Origin of the sequence: Pseudobacteriovorax antillogorgiicola (assembly GCF_900177345.1) — a bacterium.
Taxonomy (GTDB): Bacteria; Bdellovibrionota_B; Oligoflexia; order Oligoflexales; family Oligoflexaceae; genus Pseudobacteriovorax; species Pseudobacteriovorax antillogorgiicola.
In genome coordinates this window covers 86,155-106,029 of sequence record NZ_FWZT01000009.1, presented here as the reverse complement: position 1 = coordinate 106,029, position 19,875 = coordinate 86,155, and the positions used below count along the sequence as shown (strand labels likewise).

Here is a 19,875-nt window from a genome sequence, read left to right as displayed (position 1 = left end):
GGATCGTTCTATGTCGGCAATGGAAGAAGCAATTCAGGAGTTTACGAATGAATGTGAGGAAATGCTTGAACGCATCTCACTTTCGCTCAGTAGACTTGAAAAAGAAGGACCTGATAAGGAGACTCTTAGTAGTATCTATCGTGATATGCACACCATCAAGGGCTCATCGCAGTTATTTGGCTTCAATCAGATTGGCATGATCGCTCACGCAATGGAATCAAGCCTCGACCCACTTCGCCAAGAAATCACACCACTAAACCTGAACTTAATTGACATCATCTATCGTGGCTGTGATGTCATCGGCCAGCTATTAAACAGCATCAAAGATACTCAGGCCGAACATGAAGCTAAGGGTGAACTTACAGAAATCATCCCTCAGCTAATCGATCTCACTGTCTCATCCATGGGAGGGACTTCCAGATTTCTTAGAGACGACTTCGTTGGCTACGATATTAGGGAGGGCAAACAAGATAGCCAAGGAGCATTAGCTAAACCGACTGCTCAAGAGACGGCAAGCCCAAACCCAGTATCCCCTTCACCAGAGCCTTCCCAGCCCCAGACGGAAGCATCTCTCACGGAACCTGTTGCTCCTCCACAGGCTACCAAGCCAGAACCGAAACCAACTCCTCATGCACCCCAAGCACCTCAAACAGCGAAGGTAGAGTCAGAGAAACCAAGACCTGCTGCGGTTTCAGAACCGAAACAACAGTCCAAGCCTGAGCAACAATCCACGAGCCCGAAACCAAGTGATGCAAGCTCTACGGCTACAAAGCCAGAGCCTACCAAGCCAGTATCTTCTGAGCCATTAGCCAAGGCAACGTCCACAGAGTCTCGCGAAAAGAAAAGCGAAGGTGGTCAAGAAACCATACGCGTACAAGTCGCTTTGTTGGACAAACTTATGAATTTGGCCGGTGAACTTGTCTTGGTGCGAAACCAAGTTCTCAGATTCGCTACCGAACAAAAGGATGCTGAGTTCTCGAAGCTATCACAACGAATTAACCTGGTGACGACTGAGATACAAAATGAGGTTATGAAAACAAGGATGCAGCCTGTGGGCAGTGTTCTTTCAAAGTTTCACCGTGTTGTTCGCGACCTCGCCAAAGAGCTTAATAAGAAGATTGAACTCAAACTTGAAGGCACGGAAACAGAGCTTGATAAAACCCTGATAGAAGCGGTCAAAGACCCACTCACCCATATCGTCAGGAACTCCGCCGACCATGGCCTGGAAACTCCAGAGGATCGAAGGTCGGCAGGGAAGCCCGAGTTAGGTACCATATCGATTAAGTCCTATCACGAAGGCGGACAGGTTGTTATAGAAATCAATGACAATGGCCGAGGCCTAAGCCGAGATCGCATCGGCGAAAAGGCTATGGAAAAAAACATTATCAGTAGCGATCAGCTTAAGATGATGTCTGATAAAGAAGTCTACCAGTTAATATTTGCACCAGGGTTTTCTACGGCAGCAGCCGTGTCTAACATTTCAGGGCGTGGCGTCGGGATGGATGTCGTTAAAACCAATATTGAGCGCATTGGTGGTATCATCGATCTCAATGCTATCCCTGGCGAAGGAACGACGATTTTTCTCAAGATTCCGCTAACCCTCGCCATCGTTCCCGCTCTCCTTGTGCGAGAAGGACCATCGCGCTTCGCGATCCCTCAGGTGAAGCTACTAGAGCTTCTTCGCATCAATCAGGAAGAAGAAAATAAAGAAAATAGAATCGAAATTCTTCATGGCAAGCCGGTCTACAGACTGCGTGGCCAGCTTCTACCACTTGTAAGCCTTGCACAGATTACGGGCCTCGAAAGAGAAACGGATCACTTTATTCACAACGCCATCTGCAACATTGTTGTTCTAAAAGCTGGAACGGCGGTATTCGGCCTTATTGTTGAAGAGATTGAAGACTCGGCTGACATTGTCGTAAAACCACTGACAAGCTTCCTGAAAGCTCTCGGAATCTATGCTGGGGCGACCTTACTGGGTGATGGTAACGTGGCCCTGACACTGGACGTTATGGGCGTTGCTGAAAAAGCTATGATCAATCTTGGTGAAGACGAAGTCGACTTCTCTGCAGTTGCTAAGAAAAACAAAGAATTCCTCGATTCGATGACTGACTACCTTGTTGTTGATATTTACGACCACTGTAAGTATGCTTTTCCACTGCCCATAGTCAATCGACTCGAAGAGTTCAAGCAAACAGACTATGATTATTCTGGCAACCAAAAAGTCGTGCGCTATCGTGGATCACTGCTACCAATCATCTCGGTCACCGAGTTTTTCGATACCCACCATAAACACGAGCGGGAGGACGACGAAACAGATGCCATTGTAGTCATCCAACGATATGATCGATTATTTGGCCTACAGGTAGGGGGGATCTTGGATGTTATCAGCTCCACATCGAAAATCGATGATCAGATCAACTCTCATGTAGGCATCATGGGCAGCATTATAGAAAAAGATCGTGTTTTGGTAGTTATTGATGCCATGCGCCTTATCGATCATTACTGTTTCAATCATAACATAAAGCTTGGTGAACAAGGTGGCAAGGAGACAAAAACTTCTCAGGGCAAGACTCATATCCTCGTAGTCGAGGATAGCCGTTTCTTCCGCAACCATATCAAATCAATTCTTGAGTCCAATGGCTTTGAAGTTTCAACGGCAGAAAATGGAGAAGACGCTTTGGATCAAATGTACGAGCTTAAAGACGAGATCAACCTCGTTATCTCTGATATCGAAATGCCAAAGATGGACGGCTATGCCCTTGCTGGTCAAGTGCAGCGAGACGAAAATCTATCGAAGATCCCAATGATCGCTGTGACAACTCGATTCCGTCAGGCTGATATTGATAAGGGGATGGAACTTGGCTTTATCAAATACTTGGAAAAGCTCAATGAGGAGCAGCTCTTAAACTGTATTCAAGAAATTGTGATGAGGGGAGGTAGCGATGCCAGGTAATAAGGTTCAAAATACCGAACAATTCTCGACTTTCTACGTTTGTGATCGCTTGTATGGCTTAGACGTCACTCGGGTCCAAGAAATTGTTCGAGACATGCAAACCACAGGGATACCATTGGCACCAGCATACGTCAGAGGTCTCATCAACCTCAGGGGGCAGGTCGCTACTGCTATCGGCTTGCGGGAGCTTTTCAGCCTTCCCAAAGATGAAACATCCGAGGTACTCAACGTGGTTTGTAAGATCGAAGGATTCTTGATCTCGTTCCAGGTAGATAAGATCGGGGATGTTATGGAAGTTCAATCGAGCGACTTTGAGCCTACTCCCAACACAATTCCAGAGAGTACTCGGCGATTTTTAGCGGGCGTTTACAAGGTTTCGAGTCAGCTCCTGAGCATCATCGATATTGATAAGGTCATGTTCTATCTGAATGAGCAGAACAATAATGATAAAGCAGCGTAAGGAACGCTTATGAAAGCACTGGTTGTAGATGATTCTGTAGTATTTCGTAGCCAGATCAAATCGGCGCTGACATCGTGCGAACACTTTAAGGATATTGATGTTGCTGCAAATGGCAGGATTGCGATCAATAAGTTGGCCAAAGGCGCCTACGACTTAATAATTCTCGATCTGGAAATGCCGGAACTAAATGGTATAGAGACCCTTCAAGAGATGAAGCGCCTCGGCCTAAGATCGAAGGTGATTGTTTTCTCATCGCTAACTGCTCGTGGAGCTGACGCAACTTTAGAAGCTTTAGAACACGGCGCCTGTGATTTCGTTACCAAACCCCAGAACGTACAGAACTTCGAACTGGCGCTTCAGCACGTTAAAGATCAATTAATTCCAAAGGCCCTACAATTCACAGGTCGGTCCACAAACACAAGTACAGGAGCAGGGGTGGGAGTCAGTACTGGAAAAATCGCTGTTGGTGATACCACTATAGCCCCGCGAAAAAAAATTATCGATGCCCCGCCTCCCAAGTGGAAAAAGTATACACTCGCAAACTTTATTCCTAAAGTGTGTGTCATCGGCAGCTCAACTGGGGGTCCGGTTGCCCTCAAGGAACTGTTTAGCACCATTCGAGGGCCTTTGAAAACCCCTGTTCTGATAGCTCAACACATGCCGCCGGTCTTCACCCGTACTCTGGCTAAGAGTATCGAGGATCAAACAGGCATTCCAGCAAAAGAAGCCAAACACTTCGAGCCCATTGAGAATATCATTTATGTGGCTCCGGGAGACTTCCACCTGAGCCTAAAAATTTCCAATGATCGGATCTATACGGCCCTAGACAAGCGCGACAAGAGAAACTCGGTACGACCCGCTGTAGACTACCTTTTTGAATCCGCCGCAGAAGTTTACGGCAAGGGTGTATTGGGAATGATCTTGACTGGAATGGGTGGTGATGGTGCTGATGGTTGCTGCGAGATCAAGAATCATAACGGCTGCGTAGTAATACAAGACGAGAAGTCTTCTGTTGTATGGGGTATGCCTGGATCAGTTTACCGAGTAGGGGCTTATGATGCCGTACAAAGTATCGAAGAATGCTGCCATTCCATTGCTCGATTGATTGGGAGAAGCCAATGAGTCAATCTTTTTGTAAATTTCTAGTTCACGATGGTTGCATCAGCGCGGACGACTTGGTGAATGCATTTATCAAGCAAGCTCAGGCGAACCCAAGCTTGCCTACTCTGCTATTTGAAAATAGGATTTTGTCTGAAGATGAGATGCTGCAAGTTTATGCTCATCAAGCACAGAACGAAGTTAGCTTCGAACAAAGTTGCCGAGATCTAAAGATTTGGTCCAAAGCTATCGACCAAAAATTGGAAGCTGTGATTATCAAAGAAGTTCCTTCCATATTTAGAATTCTAGTAGATGAAGATCTGATCAGCCTGGAAGACCTTACAGTAAAGATGGATGAGTATATTTCCAATGTTATCGAAGACCCCGAGGCCTATGGCCTATCGGCCGCATCTTAGGAGCTGTGAACATGAGTTTTTTTGGAACCCAATTGATTGATAAAGGTTTGATACAAAAGTCAGATCTAGTGAAAGCATTGGTAAGCCAAAGCAACCAGCTTCCATCTCCTATTCAAATTGTCTACGAAGATGGCCTTCTCACAGCTGAACAGATTATCGAGGCAATTTCGGATCGCGATCGAGGTGAGTCGTTTGCAGCGACCTGCAAGTCCCTGAGCTACTGGAATGACGAGATTGACCAAAAGGTGAAGTCCATTCAAAAGAGGGAGCGCTCCCCTATTGGTCAAATATTAGTCGATCAGTTTGGAGTCGATCTATCGACCCTGAGTGATGAACTGGCACACACCAATGCTCCGACGCCAAACCAAAACATACCCGCACCAACCGACCCAAATCTGAGCTATGATTTCACATTTCCGCAGGTAAGTGGCGAAACAAAACGACAGTATATCGACTTTTTCTCTGCCGAGGTCAAAGAGTCTTTAGAAAAGGGGTTCCATAAATTTACGGAGGGCACCGCTGACGCTGAAACCTTGGCCAATCTAGAAGAAATTGTACAGCAGCTAACAGCAGCGGCAAGCTTTGCACGAATGGAAGTATCATTCACTATTTGCGAGAAGCTCGCATGTCTTGTCGAAAAAATCTCCCATCAAGGCTTAGGATGTTTTCAAGATCTAGCCTCGTTACAGCAGACATGCCTGAAAACTCTCGATGTCATGTGGGAATTGCACCGATTTATCGATGTCAGTGGCTCAGAGCAGGAATTCTGGGTAAACGATATATCAAGATCAAATTTTTCAAACGTGATTTCTCGTTTGAACGAATATGTGGCTTAGGAGACAATCATGAAAATTCTAGTTACCGATGATTCCCGATCCGTACATGGCTTTATCGAAGCCATGTTTGTGGATACTCCCCATGAGCTGGAGCACGCCTACGATGGAACAGAGGCTCTCGATCAAATCAAAGGAGGCCTCTCGGTCGATGTAATCTTACTCGACTGGGAGATGCCGCAGTTGTCTGGCGTAGAAGCGCTCAAGGCCCTCCGTGAGCAGGGCTGTGCAATTCCAATCCTGATGGTGACATCGCGAAACAATGTGAAGAACATCGCGGAAGCCCTAGAAGGTGGAGCCAATGAGTACATTATGAAACCATTTACCAAAGATATTCTATTTGAGAAGTTGGAAATGGTTTTGGGGCGAAAGGTAGCATAACATGGATATTAACGAATCAGTCTTAGAGTCCTTCTCTAAGTTTATATTCGATAGAATCGGCATTGTTTATACCCAAGTCAATTACTATCAGTTAGAAACACGACTTGAAAATGCGATGTCTCACTTTGGTTTTGCTTCAATTGATGAGTTGCAACGAAAAGCGCTGATCTTAAAGGATGATGCCGTCATTCGCTATATACTCGATATCGCAACCAATAACGAAACTTCGTTCTTTCGAGATGCAAAGGTATTTCATGCAATCATCAAAGAAGCCATCAAGCCCCTTGCGGCGGAGCCGGGCCATAAAATCCGAATTTGGTCGGCTGCTTGTTCCACTGGCCAAGAGCCCTACTCTTTGGCTATGGAGTTAGAAAACCTAAGGACCATCTACCCACAATTAAACTATGAAATATTCGCCACAGACTTTTCGAAACGAGTCCTCGATAAGGCTCAGTCTGGCCTTTACACGCAGCTTGAGGTGCAACGGGGCCTTAGCTCAATCAATCTGGTAAAGTACTTTAAGCAATCGGAACAATCCGACCCAACAGGCCCTCTGTGGGAGATTTCCGATAACATTAGAAATCGAGTGAAGTTCTCTCACTTCAACTTACTTGAATCGTGGAACTTATCAGGGAAGTTTGATCTTATCCTGTGTCGTAACGTGCTGATCTATCAGACTCCAGAGATGAAGAAAGATATTTTAAAAAAGCTCAACCAGTATATGAAACCAGAGAGTTATCTGGTGCTAGGCTGCGCTGAGTCCATTACCGGACTCCAAGACATGTACGAACCGGTCCAATTCGAAACCGCACGTTTTTTTAAGAAGGTTTCCAATGAAGGTGAAGAGAAAAAAGCCTCTTAGATGAGGCTAGTCAGTAGCCATCAACCATGCTAAAAGCCCTTTCGGATTTGTAACGTGAGGGTCTTCATGCTTGGCATTATTATCGCAATTGCGTGTGCGTTTACTTGGTCACTTTCGGTTATCTTGCTCAAGATAGCGAGCAATCACGTTCACCCGATCGTACTAAATTTAGGCAAGAATACTCTAGGCTTGGCCCTACTCATTCCCACGGCCTATCTCGTGGATGGCCCCCTGCCTGAGATATCCACCTTGAACCTGACACTCTTATTCCTGTCTGGCTTTTTCGGGATCGGGATCGCAGATGCAATGGTGCTCAAAGCCATGAACCTCCTGACGGCATCCAAAGTTGCTATTTTAGAATGTTTATTCGCCCCCTTCGTCATCACTCTGTCAGTGATTTTCTTCGGTGAAACCATCAACTTCACACAAGGACTTGGCGTTCTGGCTATCGGCGCCTCACTGTTTTTGGTTTTACCTAAAAAAGGCTCACAAGCAAAAACTGAGAACTCGCTAAAAGGCAGTATCTTAATGAGCCTCGGCCTCCTAACCATGGCCGGAGGAATTTTGATCGTGAAACCTATGTTTGAAGAGGTCCCCCTTTTTTGGATAATTACGATTCGTATGGTCGCTGGAGTTTTAGGCTCCCTGCCGCCAATGTTTCTTTTGAAGCATAAGCGCGCGGAGATCCTCCAGCTTTGGGGTATGCAGCGAAAGTTTCTTGTGTTTATCGCATTCTTTCTCAGTGCCTATGTCTCTATTAGTCTTTGGATTGCAGGTTATAAGTACTTGCAAGCTTCCGTAGCATCCGTACTGAACCAAACCTCCACCATTTTCACAGTCATATTGGCTGTAGTTGTCCTAAAAGAGGAGTTCACAACGCGAAAGGCTGTGGCAGCTATTCTGGCAACTGTCGGGGTGGTGATTATCTCAGCCCATTGACAAATAGTCTCTTAGACTTACATTGTGAAATGACTGGGCCCGCCCAACTGCACAATGAAGGTTAATATGTTCTTTAGACTTTTTCTGTTAATGACGCTAATCCCCATCCTTGAAATAATCTTTCTCCTTAAGATTCACGGTCACTTAGCCAGCTTTCTGGGAGGGGGAGAAGCTCTCCTTGTCACCATAGGTTCGATTCTACTAACGGGCGCTATTGGCGCAAATCTCGCAAGATCTCAGGGCTTTCAGGTTCTCAGGCGCATGCAGGAAGCCTCTGCTCGGGGTCAAATTCCTGGTGAAGAGCTTGTGGACGGCGCCATGATTCTAGTTGGTGGGGTTTTACTCCTCACGCCAGGCTACTTCACCGATGTGGTTGGCTTTATCTTGATGATTCCAGTGTCTCGAAACGCCCTTAAGGGCACTGTGAAGCGTTGGCTGCAAAACCAGGTGCAACGAGGTCATGTTCACGTTGCCTACTACTCATCGTCACCTGGCACCACCAACGCCCCCAGGCATCAGCACGATCCCAATGTCATCGACATCGATCCCATTTCGGATCGATCCGATCGCTAAAAGTAGATCTGCTTCATACAGAAAACGCTTCCACCAGATTTTATGAACTCACTGGTATCCAGCGGGATAGGAGTGAAACCAGCGAGCTCCAGAAGCCTTTCGGTTTCTGGGTTACCTTGCTGCAAAATCACATGCTTGCCATCGGGGCAGTGAGCGTTACAAGCAAAACCTGGGGAGTCTGCCTCCACCAATGGAACCATAATGATCTGATCAAAGACAGTTTCTAGTGCCTGCCAATCAGAGTCTTGAAATGCCTCCCGGCACGCTAGAATAGTGGTTTCATTCAATATGCTCAAGCATGTGTCCAGATGATAGAACTTTGGATTCTTAAGCTCTAAAGCTAAGATAGGCGCATCAACAAGCCTCGATACCGATTCATAGATACTGGCATGAGTTCGAAAGCCATAGCCCCCGCAGATGAACCGCTTTCCGGGAACCCAAAGCGCATCTCCCATACCTTCGAGCAAAGTTGTTGGTGTTCGCTCCGGTAGGTAGGAGGTTTGAAAGCCGAGGTTTTTTAAAGAATCAGCAATAGACTCAACTTCAGCATGGCGGGTATCATCTGCCATATTGCTCATCAAAGCAGATGGTCGACCTTGCTGATCTAGGTACGGAAAGGACTGGTTGGCGCAAAAAACCATGTCCGGACAGCCTTGTTTGGCTGCAAGTACCTTGGTTTGCAAACCTAAGCCCTGATAAACCTCTTTGAGGGCCTGCCATTGCTCATCTGCCAAGCTCTTTGAAATTTTGTGAGGCTTGCCATCGGCATCAAGCATATGAGGATTTAAGGCATGGTCCACATCGAAGTAGTCCGGCTTCACAAAGAACACACCACGGGGCATCGGCATCGTAGCCGCTTTCTGAATGGAATGGCGATCGAGTGATTCTTTACCGAAAAGGTGGCGTCCCATAAATTCTCCTCAACGTTTAGAGAGTGACTATTTTAGTCATTTATTAAGGAGAATTGAATAAAAGACAAGTGAAAGAAAACAACAGAGGCGCAGGACGCCTCTGAATTGACTAGGACTTATGGAGCTTCACTGACTTCACACTTTGGCGACTTAGCTTATTTCCAATAGCCTTAACTCCCTTAGGCTGCACGATGTCAGAGAGATCCAGAACCTCTGAATCTGGGGTGCCACGTTTGCCCTTCTTGAAGCTCACTTCCACGGCGGGTTCCGGATTGAAACTTAGAATAAGAAGCTTCGTTCCAGGCTCCTGAGGAATAAACTCCTCGCGACGACCGATCGACAATTCTTCCATTTTGAATCGCTTCACATAGTAGTCTTTCTTCTCACCGTGGTAGTAGACACAGCTAATAATAATGTCGTCACTGTACTTGCCCATGTGGAGAATATTTTCATCAAAATAGGTATCTAAATCATACCCCGATAGCTCGATGGAACCAGAACGATAAAGAGTAAAGATCTTATCATCTCCTGCAAAGGAGCCTAACTTTTTGCCTTTCTTATCAACATTGAGTCGTCTCAACTTGCTATCGAACCATAGATCAACAGACTCTACCACCGGAGCATCGCGACTCACAACGTCGACATTCGCCACTGGCTCTTTGGTAACTAGTAGCCCTTTTACAGATCGGGTTTTAATAGCAAGCTCTGAAAAGTCTACATCGATTACCTTATTGCGTGCCTTGGCCTCGGGTTTTAAGATCACTTCAACCACTTCACCCTCTCCCGAGGGGTTGACACTAAAGTGATGAACACGACTGCCCTTGTTACCACGGGTCAGATCGTAAGCCCGATCGCGGGTTGCCGCGGCCATTGCGAAACGTTTCTGGTAGGTGGGGCCCCCGCGTCCGTCTTGATAGATCATATGGTAGACAGTCTTATCATCACCACGTGTAAACACTCCAGCATAGATGATATTTTTTCCATAGAAGGTCTTTTCACTGACCTTGCTTACCATACACTGCCCGTCTTTAGTAAAGGCAACGATTTCGTCCAAATCTGAGCAATCGAACAAGAACTCGTCTTTTTTAAGGGACGTACCGATAAAGCCTTCGCGACGGTTGATATAGAGCTTCTGATTAACCACAGCTACCGCACGGGCCTCCACGGTTTCAAACACCTCGATCTTAGTTCGCCGCTCCCGACCAGGACCATACTCCTTCTTGAGCTTTTTGAAATAGCTGATAGTTGTCGCGACCATATCTGAAAGCTTATCGTCCACCTCTTGAATCTGTTCCTTGAGTTTGACGAGATGCTCTTCAGCCTTACTACGATCAAATTTTGTGATGCGTTTGATTTTAATCTCTGTGAGCTTTGATATATCGTCATCAGTAAGCTCTCGGATCATATCCTTGCTAAAAGGCTTCAAGCCCCGCCTTATGGTGGCTAAAACCTGATCCCAATTTTCGGCGTTTTCTATTTTGCGGTAGATCTTATGCTCAATAAACAAAAGTTCTAGGCTAGATAGGTGAAGCTTCTCTAATAGTGCTTGCTTTTGAATTTTGTATTCAAGTTCAAGCAAGTCCTTACTGTGGTCGACCGACTCCTGTAACAGGTCGGTTACCGAGCAGAAATACGGCTTGGTGTCCCGAATTACACAACATGAAGGCGCAAGACTAACTTCACAATCTGTGAAGGCAAACAGAGCATCCATTGCCACATGGGGCGATACCCCTGGGCTTAGATGCACCAGAATCTCCACAAACTCGGCGGTGTTATCCTCAACCTTTTTGACTTTGATCTTACCCTTATCGTTGGCTGAGATGATCGAGTCGATCAAAGATGCGGTAGTGACTCCATAGGGTAGATCCGCAACCTTGATGGTCTTATTATCCACGATCTCAAGTTTCGCACGAACCTTGACTCGCCCTGTTTTTCGCCCATCTTTGTACTGCCGTACATCAACTGAGCCACCGGTTAGAAAGTCAGGATACAAAGTCACCGACTTGCCTTGCAAGTAGCCAATCGCCTGATCGATCACTTCATTAAAGTTATGGGGCAGGACTCTTGTGGATAGACCTACAGCAATCCCTTCGACGCCAGTGACCAGCAACAGAGGGAATTTAACGGGCAGGGTCAAGGGCTCCTTATTCCTGCCATCATAGGATGACTGCCACTCGGTAACCTCATCCTTAAAGAGAACTTCCTTGGCAAACTTTGTCAGTCGAGCTTCGATATATCGGGGTGCAGCAGCCCGATCACCTGTTGCAACATTACCCCAGTTTCCCTGCGTATCGATCAAGAGATCTTTTTGAGCCATCTTCACCATGGCGTCTTCGATCGCCATATCGCCGTGAGGATGGTAGCGCATGGTATGACCAATAATATTGGCAGCCTTATTATAACGGCCGTCTTCTAGTTCGCTCATAGCATGAAGGATGCGCCTTTGTACCGGCTTGAGTCCGTCGTATAGATTTGGTACTGCCCGATCTAAAATTACATAACTTGCATAGTCCAAGAACCAGGACTCATACATGTCTTCAACATCGCCACGGCCTCCCGCTCCGCCAGGGGCAGGAGGGACTGACTGGGAGGGTACGCTGGCCGAGCCCTTGTCATTAGTGGTTTCTTGTGTCACGCTTCCGCTCCTTCAACGATTGGTTCTTCAGCTCGGAGGTTATCAATAATAAATTTCTGTCGATCCTGTGTGTTCTTACCCATGAAGTAACTAAGGAGATCGGCGACGGCTGTTTGCTGAGACATGCGGACGGTTTCAACCCGCATGTCGTCTCCGATAAACTGGCTGAACTCTTTGGGAGAGATTTCACCTAGACCCTTAAACCGGGTGATTTCGGCCTTCTTGCCAATTTTACCAAGGGCAGCCTGTTTCTCACGATCGTTGTAGCAGTAGATCGTCTTTTCCTTATTTCTAACTCTGAAAAGAGGGGTCTGAAGAATTTGAACATGGCCTTCGCGGACCAACTCTGGAAAGTACTGAAGGAAGAAGGTCATCAGCAGCAGGCGAATATGCATACCATCCACATCAGCATCGGTCGCTATAATGATATTGTTATAGCGAAGGTTCTCGACACCGTCTTCTACATTCAGGGCGTGTTGCAATAGATTAAACTCTTCGTTTTCGTAGACGACTTTCTTGGTTAGTCCAAAGCAATTGAGCGGCTTTCCTCGAAGGCTGAAAACTGCTTGGGTTTGAACATCCCTGGCCTTTGTCAATGAGCCACTGGCCGAGTCGCCCTCAGTAATAAAGATCGTTGACTCATCTTTTCGATTTTTTTTGCTATCCAGGTGAACTCGACAATCTCGCAACTTCTTATTGAATAAGTTAGCTTTCTTCGCTCGCTCGGTGGCAATCTTTTTGATGCCTGCCATCTCTTTGCGTTCTTTTTCAGACTGAAGGATTTTCTTCTGCAAGGCGATCGCGACTTCCGGCTGCCGATGCAGGTCATTATCCAGTTCTTTCTTAAGAAAGTCGACAACCCAGCTACGAACCGTAGGTCCCTCAGGGCCAACGTTCTGGGAACCAAGCTTGGTTTTAGTCTGAGACTCGAAAACAGGATCTTGCACCTTGATACTGATCGCAGCAATCATGCCAGAGCGAATGTCAGACGCATCATAGTCTTTTTTGAAGAAGTCACGGATAGCTCGTACCACACCCTCACGCAAGGCAGACTGATGACTACCTCCCATAGTCGTGTGCTGACCATTGACAAACGAATAGTGCTCCTCGCCATACTGCTCACCATGGGTGACCGCCACTTCAATATCATGTCCCTTCAGATGAATGATAGGGTAGCGAATATCTTGAGATTGAGTTTTCCTCTCAAGCAAGTCGAGCAGGCCTCGCTGCGAGACATACTTTGTGCCATTAAAAACGAGGCGCAAGCCAGCATTGAGGTAGGCATAGTTCCATATCATCTGCTCGATAAAGTCGGCCCGAAATTTGTAATCGACAAAAATGCTAGGGTCAGGTTTGAAACGAACTTGGGTGCCATTGGATTCTTTGGTAGCAACAACTTTCTTCTCTTCCACCAACTCGCCTTTGGCAAAGCGGGCGACCTTGCACTTACCGTCGCGATACGATGCTACCTCAAAACTGATTGAAAGGGCGTTGACAGCTTTTGTACCCACCCCGTTGAGACCAACTGACTTCTTGAAGGCTTCAGAGTCATACTTGCCTCCTGTATTGATCTTAGAAACACAGTCAACCACCTTACCTAGAGGGATACCACGGCCATAATCACGAATGATAACTTCTGTATCGTCGACATTGATGTCGATCTGTTTGCCAGCCCCCATCACAAACTCATCGATGCTGTTGTCCATGATCTCTTTAACAAGAACGTAGATTCCATCATCGGGTGCATGACCATCGCCTAATTTACCGATGTACATGCCTGGACGCATGCGAATGTGTTCTTTCCAGTCGAGGGACCGAATGTTATCTTCCGTGTAGTTGACCTTAGGCATTTTTACTCCTGTGCCAAGCGCTCAAGTTCTGCGTTAGAAAAAGAGTCCGATATCAATACTATATTTACTTCAGCCGATCCGACAACGCGCCAATTTACCCCATCAAGAACGGAGACGAGTTCCTGAACTCAGGGACTATTACACATAATGCCTCGTTGAGCTGATGTAAAGAGCTTGAAAGACGATAGAAATAAATGTCATGGCATAGAAGATTCGATTGGCATGTCATGAGTGGTAGGACAACATCAAGCCTAGTGACAATCTGATGAGCTGGGTCTTGATGTTGTCATAGTAAGATTAAACCGCGTCGACCCAGACACTCATCCAGGGGTAGTCTGTCTCCAGTTTGACATCCCTAAGCCCCTCATGTGCCGTTCCGACACTTAGCACCATCCGCGAGAATACATCGGAAATGCCCGTATTCTGCGACCACAAATAGTCTGAAAGATACTTGCCAGGCGAGATATAAACCGCCTCCGCAAGCGTCAACGATACATCCTGAAGATGACAGTCGTTGCGATCGAAGATACGTATCCTGACTTGCTTCTCCACATCCAACCTCCTATCTAAGATTGCTTGAAAAATTGCGATACCCCCTTTAAGCCGGAACGATCGAGGCTAGTCGATTGTTCGAAATTCACTAGTTAGAATGCATTCTGATTTGATTATATGGGATAAATGCACTGAATCATAGATATTGGAATTACCAGACCTTCGATCAGGAAAGGATTCTGACAGCTTGTGGTAAGATTACGGGGCAAATTATCCGCCATTCAAGATTCTTGCTTATACTCAGCCGAAATGTAGATATTCTACGCAAGTTTTGTTCTCGTTCACGAAGAAAACTTTTATTTCCAACTGCTGTTGCTTGGGTTCATTGCGCGATAAAGTTACACTTTAAATGTGGAAACAAGCCCATTCCGAGACATAAGTCCTAGCTAAGATAAACTAAGATGAAACTCCTAAGCCTTAGTCATCAAGGCCTAGAGCCCTAGAATCATTCGCCGCGAACCCTTGGAACTAAAATTGCTCCTATAAGACCGAACCAATACTAAGGAGTATCGACATGCGTCTCATGGGAATCACAAGCCTCTTATTCTTACTAAGTCAAAGCACTCAAGCTAACGAAGCTCCAGACCCGTCAAAGGTATACATAAAGAAGATCACTTGGGCTGGAAGTGGCTGCGCCGACTCTACCGCCGTGGGCTCAAACATCTCTGCGGATGCTCAGGCCTTTACGTTAACCTTCAATTCATTCTCAGCGGAAATTGGGCCAGGTATTCCTCTGGGCGACCGCCGATCCAAATGTAAGATCAAGGTCGATCTTCGTATTCCAGGGGGCTGGAGCTACGCGCTATTTGATGTGGACTATCGTGGTGAAGTCGCCCTTGAGGAAGGTGTCAATGCAACCTTCAACTCTCAGTACTACTTTCAATCGAGGTCGTCCGATCGAGTTATATTTGAAAGCCATCTTCAGGGAGAGATTTTCGACTTTTTCCAAAGGCGGGATACAGTTGGTATTTCAGATGTGGTCTGGTCTCCTTGCGGCAAAAATAGGGCTCTTAACATTGAAAGCGAAGTTTCTTTAGATACCGATCACTCCGATCGCAGCGGCGCCTTCTACATAGACTCGATGGATGGTTCCTTCACCCAAGTCTATAGCATTCAGTGGCTAAAATGCTAAAAGTAAGCATATAACCACTCCTGAGGAGTACAGAAGTTTGCATAGGAAGCTCCTTTCCTATTCCAGTGCCCGGTGGTTTCGTTTAGGTTTGTCCTCGAAATTAACCGCCTTTTAGGAAAGGACTTCTTATGAATTATAAAGCTCTACTCACCATCGCAGCCTTAAGCTCAACATTTTCTGCACACGCTGGAGAAAACTGCGGCAAGCTACTAAGACAGCCTTGTGTCACTGTCTACGAACCAGCAATTTGTACGATTATCGGTACGAATTCATCATTTCACGGCAGCAACAGCTGTGTCGCGCGGAACCAAGCGCTCTATTACGGGTGTGTTGAGGATCTCAATATCACCTACAGTGATATCAAGTGTGAAACTGACCTGGAATGGGGACTGCTAAAGGCTATCGCTCCTCAAAAGTGCCCCGTATTCTCACCACCTGCTCCTGGCTTCTGTGAAGATGGCGAGCTTGTTGTCGACGAAGACGATCGCGGTTGCCTTCTTCCACCTCGCTGCGTTCGCTAAGATTTAGGCAGTTGGTTAAGAGATCTTAGGAATCGCTTAAATGCATCCTAAGATCTACGATGATAAAAATATTTAACCACCCTGAGCACTTTCCTAACTTACTAAAATCAATATTCATTCCTCAGTATTCACGCAATAAACAAATGTTCAACATATGAAAAGTATTCATTACGAATGTTGACGGGAGATCCCATCAAAACTAGAACTTCCAAGAGTTCTAAGCCAACAATGGGATCAAATCATGGTGAGTGTCACGAAGTCAGTATTGCTATCGCACTCTGGAATTGAGTCGCTAGAAAAAATTATCGCCCTTCGAAAAACTGAGAAGCCTTCGTTCTCCAAAAACTACATCTCTAAGCGAATCGGCCTGAAATCTCGGGGTTATCTTACCGATGTCTTTAAAGGTCGAAAGAAACTGAGTGCCCGCTATGTAGGGCCCATCATTGAGACTTTGAGTCTCGATACCACTGAAGCAACTCTACTTGAAAAGAAGATCCTTTTAGAGACTGAGTTCGCCAAATCTGAAAAGGTTCGCGATCAATTAGATCGTGAAATTAAGATCCTAACAAAAACACTTAAATATCACGAAATCAATATGGACGACATGAGAGATATCTTTACTTTCTCACTTGTCTACCTGAGCCTCTTCTTGTTCCCAGAACATCAAGCTTCGGAACGAGAACTTATGGCCATCTTGAAAGACGTCCCCGCGCAAAGAATTCAAAGCGCCCTCCGCTGCCTTCACCAACGGGAGTTGGTTACTAAAGCCGACGGCATTTACAAGATCAATCACAAGAAAGACTTCTCCTTTCTATTCACAAATTTTAGCCAGCAGCATGAGATCAAACACTTGCAAAGCGCTATCGATGAAAGTCGAAGTAAGGTTCCCGATATTGCTAAAAAGCGGGATGAGGTGCTTTTTCTCAGCTCACTGTTAACAGTTAAAAAACAAAGTTATATGGAGGCCATAGATAAACTTAAAGATACGTTTCGAACTGTCCATTCTGAATTAGAAGACGATGAGCCCGATACCCTGGTTCGTCTCAATTTACAAATGTATCCTGTAATCTCAAAAGAGAAGGAGAGGTGTTTACATGAAGCTTAAACTCATATCAAGCCTATGTTTGGTTATGGCTAGCGGTTCTGCTTGGGGCCAATCGATATCTGAGGACAGATTTTTCGAGATTCTAGAGTCCAACCCTGAATCCCATGAGATTCATTATGAGAACACCAAAACCTATCGAAGTGGTAGTCGCACCATTCTAGCGATGGAAACTGCGAAAGTCTCTGCTCAAGATTTTTGTATATTTGGAATAGAAGCCCCAGACAACTTACAAGAGGGGTCATACTCTGGTGAATTCAATACCGTATTCGCCTGCCGTTTCAACGAAGGACTGGTTGAAATCAATCCTCTGCCTCCTTTAAGACCATCTCCTGGAAACGATGGTCGAACACCAGTCGTTGTCATAGGCAACCTCAGTGTCGGCCAATATCTATCAAGTACTTTAGACTATCCTGGTTCCATCCAGCTTCGTCTCAACGTCGACTGATCCGGTGTGGGCCCTTGAGCCCACACTTCTATATATTCTAAAGCGATAAAAGCTTAGTCAAGTTCCCTTTCCAAGAAATCCTGACTTTCCATCGAATTGATATCAACAAACTTTTGATATTGAATCACTTCATCTTCTGCGTTTCGCCCGTAGCTCAAGCCAGACGTGATACCAGCGAGCTGCCCTCGCACAAAAAGAGGCTTGCCTGGAAAAATATCTAGTGCTGTCATACTTTCATTGAGAGATCGAGTATCGCCAGAGCCTAGGTTGCTTTCGGCTACCAGCATCCCATCCAACTTACTAGCAACGTAATCCTGAGCAAATTGCTTTTGAAGCTGTGTTAGCCCGGGCTCATCTTCCATGGGATCACCTTTCGCCTGGAGAAGGCTATAGCCGACCACTGCAACTTCCTGTGCAATACTAGGCGCCAGTGATGCGAGGCTCCTCACTCCTGGAGCCGTGTATGCTGGAAACTTGATGATACCAATATCTTGACCGTTCACACCACGACTCTGCCATCGGGAGTAATTTGGATTCAAAACAAGCTCTTCAGCCTGGGCCCTTGGATAAAACGATAGCTGACCATCAACCACACGAGGCTCGACAATCTGAATATTCGGATTCGAGACCCTGGTATCGAAAACGCAACTTGCTGCTGTAATCAATTGTGAGTCATTCACAAAGGTTCCTGTGCAAAAGTCACGACCATTGACTCGCAACAAAACAACACTTGGATATTCGGAGTGATCAATCTCCACACCATTCGACACCTTTAACGTCATCACGTCAGAACTGTTTTTGCCACAAGCTAGCAAAAGACTAGCTGAGATAAGGCTAAACGCGCCACTCTTTGCCCGAAGATACAAACGCCTTTTCATGTGACTTCTCCTTATGTGGTATTGCAACCCTAGAGTAGCGTAGACTGAAGAAATAATAAATTGAGCTCTTTTTATCGAATGTCGATAAACCAATAAAAACCCTACGAAAAAGGGCCTTCTGATGGATATTTAGTGCTAAATGCAACACCGATCGCTGCAAAAATAAAGTAAGTCCGTGGTTTGCCGCAAGGTGTAGGATGTAGTTTATCCAACTCTGGAGTGGAACATCTCCCCAACCCTGACAGCAATAATTCGCCTGGTTTCTTCTCATTCCCGTTCAGTCAGCATCTAGCTAGTTATGCTGTTTAGAAAGCTGTGGAAGCGATATGGTCCGTCTAGTCTTCGGCAATCAAGCCATTATGACCACTAACTTTCAATATGAGGAAACATTCCATGAAGATCATACGAGCCTTATCAATCATGTCCACTCTAACGGCAGCCTTCGTCGGTCTAACAGCTTCTGCCTTCCCCGGTGGCTTTGGCCCTGAATGCTACGAAGGTCGCGTATTTTACAGCCAATCGCGCTTGGAGCGAACCTATTTAGATTCATGGCAGGCAGTTCTTGACCCAGCTTTGGGAAAGATAAATTTCTATGAGCTGCAGCGACAAGGCAATCTAATCCAGCTAGAGGCTTATAAGTACGATCAAGCTGTAGAGCTCGATCTTGATCATGGCACGATTTCCTTTTCTGGAGAACTGGTGTCCAAGACCTACCCCATTGCTAATATGGGATATCGATGTCTTTACAACCCATGGCTTATTAATAGTGTCACATACAATGAGCGAGGGCGATTCGAAGTGGTCGACATGGAAGCATCGGGCGGCCTCTCTTGGGTAGAAAAAGGCCTTATTGGCGATGTCATCGATAGGTACCGCGAGATCGAACGTTTTCCCAACGCTATCATTTTGCAATCTAAATCTCGCCCCGATCTGCAAGTTACCATGCATCTTGACTCTAAGACCATCGCCTACACCACGAAGCCTTGGGACGATGATATCACTCGTTTTACAACAGCCGATAAGGACCTAGACTACCAGCTTTGGAAGATCTCAGCGATTCGGCATAGCGGTGGTGGCCGCTTTGAACCCACCGTAGATAGTGAAGGCACTATTACTTGGATTGAACGAGACCCTCATGGAGCTGTTATTTTCAAGTTTGAGAGATTTTATAGAGGTGGTTCACAGCTTGAGCTTGTGGACGAGGACCGCAACCTATCCCTCACCATAGATCTAAAACAAAAGAATATCGACATGAGTCTATACGAATCAGGTGAGAGCTTCTGGCTATACCACGTCACAGGTGTTGATCTAAATCAACAATAAGTCTC

At 46.0% G+C, this 19,875-nt stretch carries 19 protein-coding genes; 14 read left to right on the top strand and 5 right to left on the bottom strand.

Features of this window, described 5'->3' with window-relative positions; genetic code table 11:
• Nucleotides 1-10 precede the first annotated feature (10 nt).
• The 9 genes from B9N89_RS13525 (at nucleotide 11) to B9N89_RS13485 (ending at nucleotide 8,518) form a co-directional block, all read left to right on the top strand.
• Nucleotides 11-2,956, top strand: a complete 2,946-nt coding sequence (locus tag B9N89_RS13525; protein WP_132319334.1) for a chemotaxis protein CheW — start codon at nucleotides 11-13, stop codon at nucleotides 2,954-2,956.
• A complete protein-coding gene (locus B9N89_RS13520) occupies nucleotides 2,946-3,416 on the top strand; it encodes a chemotaxis protein CheW (RefSeq protein WP_132319336.1) in 471 nt (156 codons plus the stop codon). The genes B9N89_RS13525 and B9N89_RS13520 overlap by 11 nt, the downstream gene beginning before the upstream one ends.
• 9 nt (nucleotides 3,417-3,425) lie before the next feature.
• Nucleotides 3,426-4,538, top strand: a complete 1,113-nt coding sequence (gene cheB, locus B9N89_RS13515) for a chemotaxis-specific protein-glutamate methyltransferase CheB (protein ID WP_132319338.1) — start codon at nucleotides 3,426-3,428, stop codon at nucleotides 4,536-4,538.
• Nucleotides 4,535-4,930 (top strand): hypothetical protein, encoded by a 396-nt coding sequence (locus tag B9N89_RS13510; protein WP_132319340.1) that lies wholly within the window; start codon nucleotides 4,535-4,537, stop codon nucleotides 4,928-4,930. Before cheB ends, B9N89_RS13510 begins: the two co-directional genes overlap by 4 nt.
• Before the next feature lie 11 nt (nucleotides 4,931-4,941).
• Nucleotides 4,942-5,766: a hypothetical protein gene (locus B9N89_RS13505; RefSeq protein ID WP_132319342.1), complete on the top strand. Its 825-nt coding sequence runs from the start codon at nucleotides 4,942-4,944 to the stop codon at nucleotides 5,764-5,766.
• Between the two features lie 9 nt (nucleotides 5,767-5,775).
• A complete protein-coding gene (locus B9N89_RS13500) occupies nucleotides 5,776-6,144 on the top strand; it encodes a response regulator transcription factor (protein WP_132319344.1) in 369 nt (122 codons plus the stop codon).
• A gap of 1 nt (nucleotide 6,145) precedes the next feature.
• A complete protein-coding gene (locus B9N89_RS13495) occupies nucleotides 6,146-7,006 on the top strand; it encodes a CheR family methyltransferase (protein WP_132319346.1) in 861 nt (286 codons plus the stop codon).
• A 66-nt stretch (nucleotides 7,007-7,072) separates the two neighbouring features.
• On the top strand, nucleotides 7,073-7,945 hold the full coding sequence (locus B9N89_RS13490; RefSeq protein WP_132319348.1) for a DMT family transporter: 873 nt from the start codon (nucleotides 7,073-7,075) through the stop codon (nucleotides 7,943-7,945).
• Nucleotides 7,946-8,011: 66 nt separating this feature from the next.
• Nucleotides 8,012-8,518 carry an FxsA family protein gene (locus B9N89_RS13485; RefSeq protein ID WP_159455360.1) on the top strand — a complete coding sequence of 169 codons (507 nt, stop codon included), beginning with the start codon at nucleotides 8,012-8,014 and terminating at the stop codon, nucleotides 8,516-8,518.
• Here B9N89_RS13485 and B9N89_RS13480 read toward each other — a convergent pair.
• From B9N89_RS13480 to B9N89_RS13465, 4 genes are all read right to left on the bottom strand, one after another.
• Nucleotides 8,515-9,429 (bottom strand): dimethylarginine dimethylaminohydrolase family protein, encoded by a 915-nt coding sequence (locus B9N89_RS13480; RefSeq protein WP_132319352.1) that lies wholly within the window; start codon nucleotides 9,427-9,429, stop codon nucleotides 8,515-8,517. The genes B9N89_RS13485 and B9N89_RS13480 overlap by 4 nt on opposite strands.
• Nucleotides 9,430-9,538: 109 nt before the next feature.
• On the bottom strand, nucleotides 9,539-12,064 hold the full coding sequence (locus B9N89_RS13475; protein WP_132319354.1) for a DNA gyrase/topoisomerase IV subunit A: 2,526 nt from the start codon (nucleotides 12,062-12,064) through the stop codon (nucleotides 9,539-9,541).
• Nucleotides 12,061-13,914, bottom strand: coding sequence for a DNA topoisomerase IV subunit B (locus B9N89_RS13470; RefSeq protein ID WP_132319356.1), 1,854 nt, complete (start codon nucleotides 13,912-13,914; stop codon nucleotides 12,061-12,063). Before B9N89_RS13470 ends, B9N89_RS13475 begins: the two co-directional genes overlap by 4 nt.
• A 297-nt stretch (nucleotides 13,915-14,211) precedes the next feature.
• On the bottom strand, nucleotides 14,212-14,466 hold the full coding sequence (locus tag B9N89_RS13465) for a hypothetical protein (protein ID WP_132319358.1): 255 nt from the start codon (nucleotides 14,464-14,466) through the stop codon (nucleotides 14,212-14,214).
• Nucleotides 14,467-14,980: 514 nt separating this feature from the next.
• Between B9N89_RS13465 and B9N89_RS13460 the strand changes: the two genes are divergently transcribed.
• The 4 genes from B9N89_RS13460 to B9N89_RS13445 all read left to right on the top strand — a co-directional run bounded on the left by B9N89_RS13460 (nucleotide 14,981) and on the right by B9N89_RS13445 (nucleotide 17,669).
• Nucleotides 14,981-15,598, top strand: a complete 618-nt coding sequence (locus tag B9N89_RS13460) for a DUF4360 domain-containing protein (RefSeq protein WP_132319360.1) — start codon at nucleotides 14,981-14,983, stop codon at nucleotides 15,596-15,598.
• A 128-nt stretch (nucleotides 15,599-15,726) separates the two neighbouring features.
• Nucleotides 15,727-16,119, top strand: coding sequence for a hypothetical protein (locus tag B9N89_RS13455; RefSeq protein ID WP_132319362.1), 393 nt, complete (start codon nucleotides 15,727-15,729; stop codon nucleotides 16,117-16,119).
• A 241-nt stretch (nucleotides 16,120-16,360) separates the two neighbouring features.
• Complete coding sequence (locus tag B9N89_RS13450; RefSeq protein WP_132319364.1) at nucleotides 16,361-17,224, top strand: TIGR02147 family protein; 864 nt, start codon at nucleotides 16,361-16,363, stop codon at nucleotides 17,222-17,224.
• Nucleotides 17,214-17,669: a hypothetical protein gene (locus tag B9N89_RS13445; protein WP_132319366.1), complete on the top strand. Its 456-nt coding sequence runs from the start codon at nucleotides 17,214-17,216 to the stop codon at nucleotides 17,667-17,669. The genes B9N89_RS13450 and B9N89_RS13445 overlap by 11 nt, the downstream gene beginning before the upstream one ends.
• Before the next feature lie 53 nt (nucleotides 17,670-17,722).
• On the opposite strand, the gene B9N89_RS13440 is transcribed toward B9N89_RS13445, so the two are convergent.
• Nucleotides 17,723-18,547, bottom strand: a complete 825-nt coding sequence (locus tag B9N89_RS13440; RefSeq protein ID WP_132319368.1) for a trypsin-like serine protease — start codon at nucleotides 18,545-18,547, stop codon at nucleotides 17,723-17,725.
• A 393-nt stretch (nucleotides 18,548-18,940) separates the two neighbouring features.
• Here B9N89_RS13440 and B9N89_RS13435 point away from each other — a divergent pair, with 393 nt between their 5' ends.
• Nucleotides 18,941-19,870: a hypothetical protein gene (locus tag B9N89_RS13435; RefSeq protein WP_132319370.1), complete on the top strand. Its 930-nt coding sequence runs from the start codon at nucleotides 18,941-18,943 to the stop codon at nucleotides 19,868-19,870.
• Nucleotides 19,871-19,875: the final 5 nt, after the last annotated feature.